The organism is uncultured Marinobacter sp. (assembly GCF_963974375.1).
In the GTDB taxonomy this organism is placed as follows: Bacteria; Pseudomonadota; Gammaproteobacteria; order Pseudomonadales; family Oleiphilaceae; genus Marinobacter.
Window position 1 is genome coordinate 1 of the sequence record NZ_CAXBDN010000141.1, and the last position, 10,960, is coordinate 10,960.

Sequence of the window (10,960 nt, forward strand, 5' to 3'; positions counted from 1 at the left end):
GGCGGCGCCCCCGCTGACCAGGTAGCTCTGGCTCAGCGCCAGTCGCTGCTCGCCGAACGTATTGCCCGCGCCGTTAACAACGTCTTGTCCGGTGACGAAGATGCAGTCATTGCCGCTGACCGGTTTGGCCGTGATGCCACCCTGTTTGGCCGGGTGCTGCAGGGACAGACCGAAGGCAGTGCCGCCATGGGTATCTCCCGGGTCGACGATGAAGAAGCCCGCTACGGCCTCGAAGCCGCAGCGGAGCTCTTCGAGTTCGTATCCCAGAACATTGACGCCATTCTTGAAGCGTCCCCTGACCTGGTCCGTACCGCCGCCAGCGACATCTTCCAGAACTCCCAGCTGCTACTGACCGAGATCTCTGGGCTGGCGGACGCGTTTGCCGGCCGTGCCGCCTCGAGGCTGGTCAGCCCACTGCTGGCCTATATCATTCTTGCCCTGATGGTTGCCGTGGTTGTCGCCATCGGCCTTACCCTTTACCGGGCCGCCCAGGAGCGCCTGGCCACCACCCAGGCCCAGAACGAACAGAACCAGAACGCCATCCTGCGATTGCTGGACGAACTGGCTGACCTCGCTGACGGTGACCTGACAACTGAGGCCACGGTTACCGAAGACTTTACCGGCGCCATCGCTGACTCGATCAACTACGCCATCGACCAGATGCGCGGGCTGGTACAGGCCATTCGTGGCACTGCGGTCCGGGTTGCGTCTGCCGCCCAGGAATCCCAGGCCACCGCCATGCATCTGGCCGACGCCTCTGAGCACCAGGCCCAGGAAATTGCCGGTGCATCGGCTGCGGTGAACGAGATGGCCGTGTCCATCGACCAGGTATCCTCCAACGCCGCCGAATCCACCGCGGTTGCGGAGCGCTCGGTTGCCATCGCCAAGAAAGGCGCCGAAGTGGTACAGAACACCATTCGCGGCATGGACAACATCCGCGAGCAGATCCAGGAAACCTCCAAACGGATCAAGCGTCTTGGTGAATCTTCCCAGGAAATCGGTGACATCGTCTCGCTGATCAACGACATTGCCGACCAGACCAACATCCTGTCCCTGAACGCAGCAATCCAGGCCTCCATGGCCGGTGACGCGGGCCGGGGCTTCGCGGTGGTTGCGGACGAGGTTCAGCGTCTGGCAGAACGTTCATCCGCTGCTACCAAGCAGATCGAGGCACTGGTCAAGACGATCCAGTCGGATACCAACGAAGCGGTCATCTCCATGGAACACACCACCGCCGAGGTGGTCCGTGGTGCCCGCCTGGCGCAGGACGCCGGTGTTGCTCTGGAAGAGATCGAAAACGTTTCCATGAGCCTTGCGGAACTGATCCAGAACATCTCCAACGCGGCACGCCAGCAGGCGTCGTCGGCCGCGCACATCTCCAACACCATGAACGTTATCCAGGAGATCACCTCACAGACCTCCTCCGGTACCAACGCGACTGCGCGCTCTATCGGAAACCTCGCCGAAATGGCCTCCGAGCTGAGATCTTCAGTAGCAGGTTTCACCCTGCCTGAAGAGGAAGCCGGCTTCATCAGCAACGAGGAAGGCAGCAACGTTCCGGTGGTCAGCTGACCACCGTTGCGAGGGGCGATGAGGGTTTATGTCTGAAGCACCCCGCAACCTGTCACCCGGCTCTGGACACTGGGTCCTGCGTCCGCTCCCGGACATGGACGAAGCGCAGTTCCACCAGTGGAAAACCCTGCTGGAGCACCGCACCGGAATGGCGCTGTCGTCAGAGCGCAAATCCTTTCTGGAGACCAATATCGGCATCCGGATGCGGGAAATCGGGTGCGGCAGCTACCAGACCTATTACGAAAAAATCGTGGCCGGTCCGGAAGCGGTCATGGAATGGGCCACCCTCGTTGATCGGCTGACCGTCCAGGAAACCCGTTTTTTCCGGGATTCGGACGCCTGCAGGCTGGTTTCGGATTACGTCATGACGCGGCCAAGGGAACAGCTGAAAAGGCGGCCGCTGGAAGCCTGGAGTGTGGGTTGTTCCACCGGCGAAGAGGCCTACACCCTCGCCATACTGCTCAACGAAAGTATGGAGCAGCTGGGGCTGCCACCACTCTACGGTGTGACTGGTTCCGACATCAGCAAACCGGCACTGGAAAAGGCCGAACGGGGACTTTTCAATCCGCGCCGGCTGACGGGAATGAGCGAGCCACTGAAGCAGCGTTATTTCAGACCAGGGGCACGCAATACAGTAGAGATTACGGAAGGACTCCGGGAACGAGTCTGTTTCACCCGGCTGAATGTGCTGGATCTGAAACAGCTTCCAATGCAAGGGATGAATATTATCTTTTGCCAGAACTTGCTGATCTATTTCCGCCGCTGGCGGCGGCGCGAGATCGTCACGCGACTGGCGGACTATCTGGCGCCAGGTGGCCTGCTGATTCTGGGTCAGGGTGAAGTAACCGGCTGGCAACCCCCGGGGTTGCAGCGGGTTCCCTCGGAACATGTGCTGGCGTGGATTCGCCGCCAGTCAGACGACGAATAACCGGAGTGGTTATGGGCAACAACCATGACAACATCGCCCTGGACTGGGTTCGCGGCGAGATTGAACAAACCCTGAAGCAGGGCCAGCAGGCGCTGGAAGCCTATGTGGAAAACCGCGAGGATACCGCACGGCTCCGTTTTTGCCTGAACTATCTGCATCAGGTTCATGGCACTCTGCAAATGGTCGAGCTGCAGGGTGCTGCCCTGTTGGCAGAAGAAATGGAGCAGCTGACCCAGGGCATCCTGAAGAGCACGGTGAGCAATCCGGATCAGGCTCTGGATGTCCTGATGGAGGCGATTCTTCGGCTGCCCCGCTACCTCGAATCCCTGCAATCCAGCCAGGACGATCTTCCCCTGGCGCTGCTGCCGTTGCTGAATAACTTGCGTGCTGCCCGCGGCGAAACTCTGCTATCGGACCTGTCACTGTTCCGACCGGACATGAGCCACGCCTCCTTCGAGCCTTCACCGAAGGTGGTAAGGCTGTTGCAGGACCCCAAGGTGCTCGCCAACGTCGGCAAACTGGGCGTCATGTTCCACCGGGCCCGCAAGGGTGCCGAATCCGGTGATCACCTAACCGAACACTTCAGCAACATGCAGAAAGTGATTCAGCGTCTGATCAAGCTCTGTGCCGGCACCCCCCGCGAGGAGCTCTGGCGTGCCGCCGGTGGTTTTACCGAATCGCTGGAACTGGGTACCAATAGTCCCGGGCCTGCCAGCCTGTCCCTGCTGGTTCAGCTGGATGGCGAGATTCAGCGCCTGACCGATGAGCCCAAGGACATTCTGAGCCAGCCAGTGCCGGAAACCCTGTTCCGCAACCTGCTGTACTACGTTGCCCAGGCACGCAGAAGCGATACACCTTATATCAAGGATCTTCGCGATCGCTATCGCCTGAACGACGCCCTGCCCGGGGCCTCTGATCCGGCGGTTCAGCACGGTCCCGGCCGTGAAGCTATCCACTCGGTGGTGGTAGCACTGAATGAGGAAGTTGCCCGCCTCAAGGATCAGCTGGACCTGTTTGTCCGTGACCAGTTCCGCCAGAACCAGGATCTGGAAGAGTTGCTGCCCGGTCTGCGTCAGGTGGCCAATACCCTTGCCGTCATCGGCCAGGTCAACCCCCGACGTATCGTTACCGAACAGACGGAACTGGTGGAACAGCTGATCAGCCGCCAGGAATCAGTAGACGACGGTACACTGCTGGATATTGCCGGCGCCCTGCTCTATGTGGAAGCCACCCTGACCGGGCTTGACCGTGACAAGACCGGCTCAAGGTCCCTGGGCCCCGATAGCCAGGATGACGCGCCAGGCCGGCAGGAGCTGAACGATGCCAACAGCGCGCTGCTCAGGGAGTCCCGCAACGCTCTGGAGCAAGTCAAAAGCGCCGTCGTCAATTTCATCGCGTCCCAGTGGAACCCGCGGGAAATCGAACACGTACCTGAAATGCTGGCAAGCATTGAAGGCGGGCTGAAGGTCATTCCGTTACCGCGAGCGGCCGATATCCTTCACTCCAGCAGGCAGTACATCCAGCTGGTTTTACTGGAAGGCCGCCGGATACCGGACTGGAAGCAGCTGGACACCCTCGCCGACACGATCACCAGTATCGAATACTATCTCGAGCGCCTGTCCGACGGCATTGGTGACAACGAATCGGTGCTGCGGGTGGCGGAAGACAGCCTCCGCTCCCTGGGTTTCCCCCCGGGCGAGGCGCCAGCCTGGAATGCCGAGGAATCAGAGCAGGGCACCGCGACAGCTGCCAGCTCGCCGCTGCCGGAACCTGAACTCAAGGGTACCGACGCGGAGTTGGTGGACGACGAGATCCTCGAGATCTTTGTTGAGGAAGCGGGCGAGGTCATGGAGACCATCCACACCCATTACCCACAACTGCGCCACAATCACGACGATCGCGAAGCCCTTACCGAGGTTCGCCGGGCCTACCATACCCTCAAAGGCAGCGGCCGCCTGGTCGGGGCTACCAGTATAGGCGAGCTGGCATGGTCGATTGAAAACCTGCTCAACCGGGTGCTGGACCAGTCACTCAGGCCCACCGATGAACTGTTCTCGCTGATCGACGAAGTGAACAATCAGCTGCCCGGTCTGATCAGTGACTTTGCCGACGGTAATGCCAACGGCGACGTCAGCCCACTGATTGCCCGCGCCGAAGCCATGGCAACCACCCGTAAAACCGGCCTGGAAGAGGATCTGCCTGCTCCGGACGATCTTCAGGAGGTCGAAGCGGAAGCGGACCTGCCCTTCGCACCGGCGCCGACCGATACCCCTGAGCAAGCGGACAGTGACGATGAACCGGAACAATCTCCTCAACCGACCGCAGACTTCGACGATGATCTGATCGACGACGAGATCATCGAGATCTTCGTGGAAGAAGCCGGAGAGGTTCTAGGGACGATCAACGAATACCTGCCCAGACTGCTTCGTCAGCACGATGACCGCAGCGCCATGGCAGAAGTCCGCAGAGCCTTTCACACGCTCAAGGGCAGCGGCCGCATGGTCGGCGCCAGCGTCGTTGGTGAACTGGCCTGGTCCGTGGAGAACATGCTGAACCGGATTATAGAATCCAGCATTTTCATGAACGATGATATTGGCACGCTGCTGCAGGATGTCACTGAGGTATTGCCGGAACTGGTCACGGACTTCGAAATGCGACGGACCGGATCGATCGACACCCGAGCCCTGGAAGACCGGGCCCGGATTCTGGCCGATGGTGATATCCCGGATGCCAGGGAAATGCCCCAGGCAGAAGCCGAAGAGCCTGTGCAGTCCGCGGCCGAACCGAGCGGTCAGGACGAAGAACTGGTCGATCCCGTCCTTGTGGACATCTTCGAGAGCGAGGCCCGCACCCACCTGGCCGCGCTCGAAAGCTTTCTGGCGGAAACCGGTGATCGCACCACCGTGGCCTACACCGACCAGGTATCAAGAGCACTTCATACACTCAAAGGCAGCGCCAATACCGCCGGCATCGCCCCCATTGCCGAGGTTATTACGCCGCTTGAGCAATACGTCAAGCAGGCAAGAGCCGAGAACCGTCGTGCTGACCAGCGCGTGATGTCGCTGATCCAGCAGAGCTGCCAGTTCCTGCGCAGCGGCCTGGACCAGCTGCGCAGCAGTCCCCAGGCTTCATTGCCTGGCAGTGGTGCTTACATTGCCGATATTGAGGCACTGACGGCAGAAACCCTGGGGCGTCGTGACGGTGATGATGACAGTGAAACCGACATCCCGGGTGATGCCCAGCTTATCAGCCTGTTCCTCAGTGACGGCCTCGATGTGCTGCTGGATGCTGACCGCCATGTGGATGAGTGGATTGAACACCCCACCGACACCGCTGCCATTGACCGCCTGGCCCATGAGCTGGAGCAACTGACCGGTAACGCCCGGGAAGCCGGCCTCACTGACGTGGCAGAGCTGACTGAAGCCCTGGCCGACGTCTATCTGCTGGCCATTGAGCATCGTCAGGCACCGGATGCCTGGTTACTGGAAACCGTTCGCTCCGCCCACGATCACCTGATCAACCTTATGGATCAGGTGGCTGCCGGACTCGCTACCCAGCCGGACCAGAGTCTGCAAGCCGAGCTTCTGACAGTGGCCGATACGCTGCGCACTACCGCCGCTGACGCTGACGACGAAGCCATTGAACTGGCGCTGCCAGAGACGGACGATTCCGCAATTCCGGCAGCCGAGACTGAAACGCCGTTTAGCGCTGACGCCGATACTGACAGTCCGGAAGGTGACGACGAACTGGTCGCCATCTTCCTGGAAGAGGCCCAGGACCTGATCAGCAGTACCGCCGACGCCCTCGAATCCTGGCAGGAGCGACCCGATAGCGGCGAACTGCTGCGCCTGCTGCAGCGGGATCTGCATACCCTCAAGGGCGGTGCGCGGCTGACAGGCATTGCCGCCATGGGTGACCTGTCCCATGAGCTGGAAACCCTGTTTGAAGGCCTCGGCGAGCATCGCCTGGCGGTCACCAATGAGCTGTCCGACCTGCTGTTCCGCTGCCATGATCGTCTTGCCGGCATGGTGGATGCCCTGGCGGCCGGTGAACAACCGCGGCCTGCGCCGGATCTGATCGGTGACATCCGGGAGTATATGGATTCCGCCACCGGTACCCGCAGGGTGACGGATATCCCCGGAACAACCGGGCAAAACGACAGCGATCATGCCGAAGATGCCCCGGCGGAAGCAGACACTGATGACGCTGAGGTTTCCGGGGACGAGTTCAGCCCTGAAGGTTCAGCAGACAATGCCGGTACCGACGATGAGGAGCTGCCCCGGTGGGAGCTGGAGCCGGATGAAGAGCAACTGGCTGCGGACATCAACGCCGACGATAACAACGAGGCACTGAGTTACGATCTGTCTCACATGGATCCGGAGCTGGTCAGCATCTTCCTGGAAGAGGCCTATGACCTGATAAACGCCACCGGCAGTACCCTGCATACCTGGAGTGAAAATCCCGGTGACAGCGCGGTGGCCGCAGAGCTTCAGCGCGACGTGCATACCCTCAAGGGGGGCGCACGGATGGCGGGAGTCGATGCCATTGCTGACCTGACTCATGTTCTGGAAGACCTGTTCGAAAAAGTCGCCGAAGGCACCCTGAGTGCGTCCGGCGAGATGACCGACCTGCTGTTTGCCTGCCACGACCGGCTGGCGGGCATGGTAGAGGAAGTAGCCACATCAAGGCCCTGCCCACCCGCAACCGAACTGGTCAGCCAGGTACAGGCCATACTGTCCGGTAACTCGGCCACCGATCACAGCGCCGATCATCCGGTCAGTGAACTGGATTCGGATTCGGATTCGGATTCGGATTCGGAAGAGATCGAATTCGGTCTGCCCGCCGAAGTGGCAACTACCGATGATGATATCGCGGAATCCGATAGTGGCGAGGACGACATTGCCGGCCTGTTCCTCGAGGAAGGCATGGATGTCCTCGAATCCATTGAGGAGTCCCTCGGCCACTGGCGCGATGACCCGGATCAGCTCACCGGCATTACCCAGCTGCAACAGGAACTGCACACCCTCAAGGGCGGAGCCCGTCTTGCCGATGTGGACCCCGTTGCTGATCTGGCCGAAGCCTGGTCTGACAGCCTGGGTCCACTGATTGAAGGCAGCGGCAATCAGCCCCTGGCATTGTCGTTGAGCGAACGCGCCTGCCAGGCGCTGAGAGCGATGCTGACGACGCTGGAAGAGGGTAACAAGCCGGAGTCCGACAGCGGTCTGCTGCGGATACTGCGGGAAGCCTCGGCGCTGCACGATGACGACCTGCCCGCAGCGGCAAAAGCACCCGGGACGCCCGTGGCAGAGGCCACGCCAGCGGCGGACGACGCCAGTGTTGAAGTGGATATCGAAGTGCTGGAGATCTTCCTGGAGGAAGCCGGAGAGATTCTCGATCAACTCGAGCAGTTGCTGGCGGACTGGAAACAGGAACCGGAAAGCGATCACTTCAATCAGGAATCGCAACGGGGTCTGCATACTCTGAAAGGTGGCGCCCGACTGTCCCAGCTGCCGGAACTTGGCGATCTGGCTCACAACTACGAGAGTCTGCTGACCGGGCTGGCTGGAAAGACCCCCTCCGGCGACGACTGGCAGGCCATTACCCGCTACCACGACCAGCTGATTGCCGCCGTTGCGGCGACTCGCCGCAAATTTGACGAGGCAGTCAGCAAAGAACCCCAACCGCTGCCAACTGACACCGCCGAAACCAAAGCCGCGGTAGTGCCTGTAGCAAAAGCACCGGTGCCGCGTCCGCAAAACCGCAAGAGCGCCGAACAGCGCCGCAAGGACAGTGTCCGGGCGGCCCAGGAAACCATCCGGGTATCGGCACCGCTGCTGGATGAACTGGTTAACCTGGCCGGTGAAACCAGTATCACCCGTGGTCGCCTGGAGCAACAGAACAGCGATTTCAGCCACACCCTGGACGAAATGGCCGCGACCATCGAGCGTTTGCGGGAACAGCTGCGGCGCATGGACATCGAGACCGAGGCCCAGATTCTGTTCCGGGCCGAGCAGGAGCATGGTCCGGACTACGGCGACGACTTCGACCCGCTGGAAATGGATCGTTATTCCTCGATCCAGCAGCTGTCACGGGCGTTGAGTGAATCCGCGTCCGACCTTGCAGATCTGCGTGAAACCATGGCCGACCGGGTTCGCGACACCGAGACCCTGCTGGTGCAGCAGTCACGGATCAATACCGAACTGCAGGAAGGCCTGATGAAAACGCGGATGATCCCGTTCTCATCCATGGTCCCGAGACTGCGCCGGATTGTCCGCCAGATCAGCAGTGAACTGGGCAAAAAGGTCGAGTTTGATGTCCGTAACCCGGAAGGCGAACTGGACCGCAACATCCTTGAACGGATGATCGCACCGCTTGAGCACATGCTCCGGAACGCTCTTGACCATGGCATTGAGTCGCCCTCGGGACGGGCCTCCGCTGGCAAGCCGGAAACCGGCAGCGTGACCCTGACCCTGACCCGCGAAGGCGGCGATGTGGTGCTACGGATGTCCGACGACGGCGCCGGCATTCCCAGTGAGGTGATTCGCCGGAAAGCCATTGAAAAAGGCATGCTGGGTGAAGACGAAGAGCTGTCCCAGCGGGATATCCTGCAGTTCATCCTGCAGCCCGGCTTCTCCACCGCCAAGCAGGTAACCCAGATTTCCGGACGCGGCGTCGGCATGGACGTGGTAGCCAGCGAAATCAAACAGCTCGGCGGCAGCCTCGATATTGACTCCACAATAGGCGAAGGCAGCACCTTCACGGTCCGACTGCCGTTCACGGTATCGGTTAACCGGGCGCTGATGGTATCAACCGGCGAAGACTTCTACGCCATCCCGCTGAACACCATCGAGGGGATAGTGCGGGTCAGCACCTGGGAGCTGGAAGAGTATTACCAGCCGGAGGCGCCCGCCTATGAATACGCCGGCCAGGAATACCGTCTTCAGTACCTGGGCGGCCTGCTGCACAGCGACCATCGGCCCAAGCTCCAGGGCCAGGCGCTGCCGTTGCCGGTCATACTGGTGCGGGGCTCGGAGCAACCCATGGCATTGCAGGTGGACAGCCTGCTGGGCAGCCGCGAAATCGTGGTGAAATCGCTGGGGCCACAGTTCAGTTCGGTGCGCGGGGTATCCGGTGCCACCATTCTGGGTGACGGCAACGTGGTGGTGATTCTCGACCTGCCGGCGATGATCCGTTCGGATATTCTCTCGGAACGTCAGCGCCTGGCAGATCAGGCTTCGCAGCAGCAGTATCGTGAAGACCGTCCCACTCTGGTGATGGTGGTGGATGATTCGGTGACTGTGCGCAAAGTTACGTCCCGCCTGCTGGAGCGGAATGGCATGGAAGTGGTGACCGCAAAAGATGGTCTCGACGCCGTGGCCCAGCTGCAGGACCATCGTCCGGACATTATTCTGCTGGATATCGAGATGCCGCGGATGGACGGTTTCGAGGTGGCCAGCTTTGTTCGTCACGATGACAGCCTGCGTGACATTCCGATCTGCATGATCACCTCCCGGACCGGCCAGAAGCACCGTGAACGGGCCCTGGCCATCGGTGTCAACGAGTACCTTGGCAAGCCGTTCCAGGAAAGCGAGCTGCTGGAGACCATTCAACGACTGGCCGGTGACGGGGATCGCTGATGACAACGGGAGGCGGTCGGCCGGCGGTCGGTATTGTCTCTGACAACGTACTTCAACGGCACCGGCTGCAGGAGGCGTCAGATCGTTTCGGGCTACGGCCCGGGTTCAGTGGCGCGCCGGACCGGGTGCTGAGCCACGACCTGCTTCCAGATGCCGATCTCTGGCTGATCACACTGGAAGACGAAGCCGATCACCCGACACTGTTCGACCATATTCTGGACAAGACCGATGTGCCGGTGCTGTTTGGCATCGATCTGGCCCCAAAACCAGGCACCCGGGACTACCTGCGCTGGGAGCGCCGGTTACTGGCCAAGCTCGAACAGCATCTGGGAACACTGACCCAGGCTGAATCGGCCGAGTCTCTGGAATCCCTTGAGGAGGTAGCGGTCCAACCTGGCGGAGCGCCGGAATTGCCGCGCTGGATAGCACCGGCACAACCTGGCCAGGTGGCCGATGAGATCTGGATACTGGGCGCATCCCTGGGTGGGCCCGCTGCGGTGAAAACCTTTCTCGATCATCTGCCGCCCGGATTACCGGTGGCGTTTGTTTACGCACAGCATATTGATGGCAACTTTACCGACGTGCTGGCACGGGTGCTGGGGCGCCACGCCCATTACCGTTTGCAGCGCGCAGAAAAGGGTATGGCACTGACCTGCGGCACGGTTACCGTGATTCCGGTTGAACGGGAGTGGACTCTGGCCAGCGATGGCACAATGGCGGAAAAGGATACTGCCTGGCCCGGCCCTTACGGCCCCTCCATCGACCAGGCATTGCTGAACTTCGGAGATCATTTTGGTGCCCGCTGCAACGCCATCCTGTTTTC

Annotated in this window: 4 protein-coding genes; all 4 read left to right on the forward strand. The window is 60.9% G+C overall.

The genetic code is table 11. The features are described from left to right. Positions 1–1,572, forward strand: a 1,572-nt coding sequence (locus AAC035_RS12615; RefSeq protein WP_339804694.1) for a methyl-accepting chemotaxis protein, incomplete at its 5' end; no start/stop codon positions are given. Positions 1,573–1,600: 28 nt separating this feature from the next. Further along, complete coding sequence (locus tag AAC035_RS12620) at positions 1,601–2,500, forward strand: protein-glutamate O-methyltransferase CheR (protein WP_339804696.1); 900 nt, start codon at positions 1,601–1,603, stop codon at positions 2,498–2,500. Positions 2,501–2,511: 11 nt separating this feature from the next. Beyond that, complete coding sequence (locus AAC035_RS12625) at positions 2,512–10,137, forward strand: Hpt domain-containing protein (protein WP_339804698.1); 7,626 nt, start codon at positions 2,512–2,514, stop codon at positions 10,135–10,137. Further along, on the forward strand, positions 10,137–10,960 hold an 824-nt coding region (locus tag AAC035_RS12630; RefSeq protein ID WP_339804699.1), incomplete at its 3' end, for a chemotaxis protein CheB. The genes AAC035_RS12625 and AAC035_RS12630, both read left to right, overlap by 1 nt.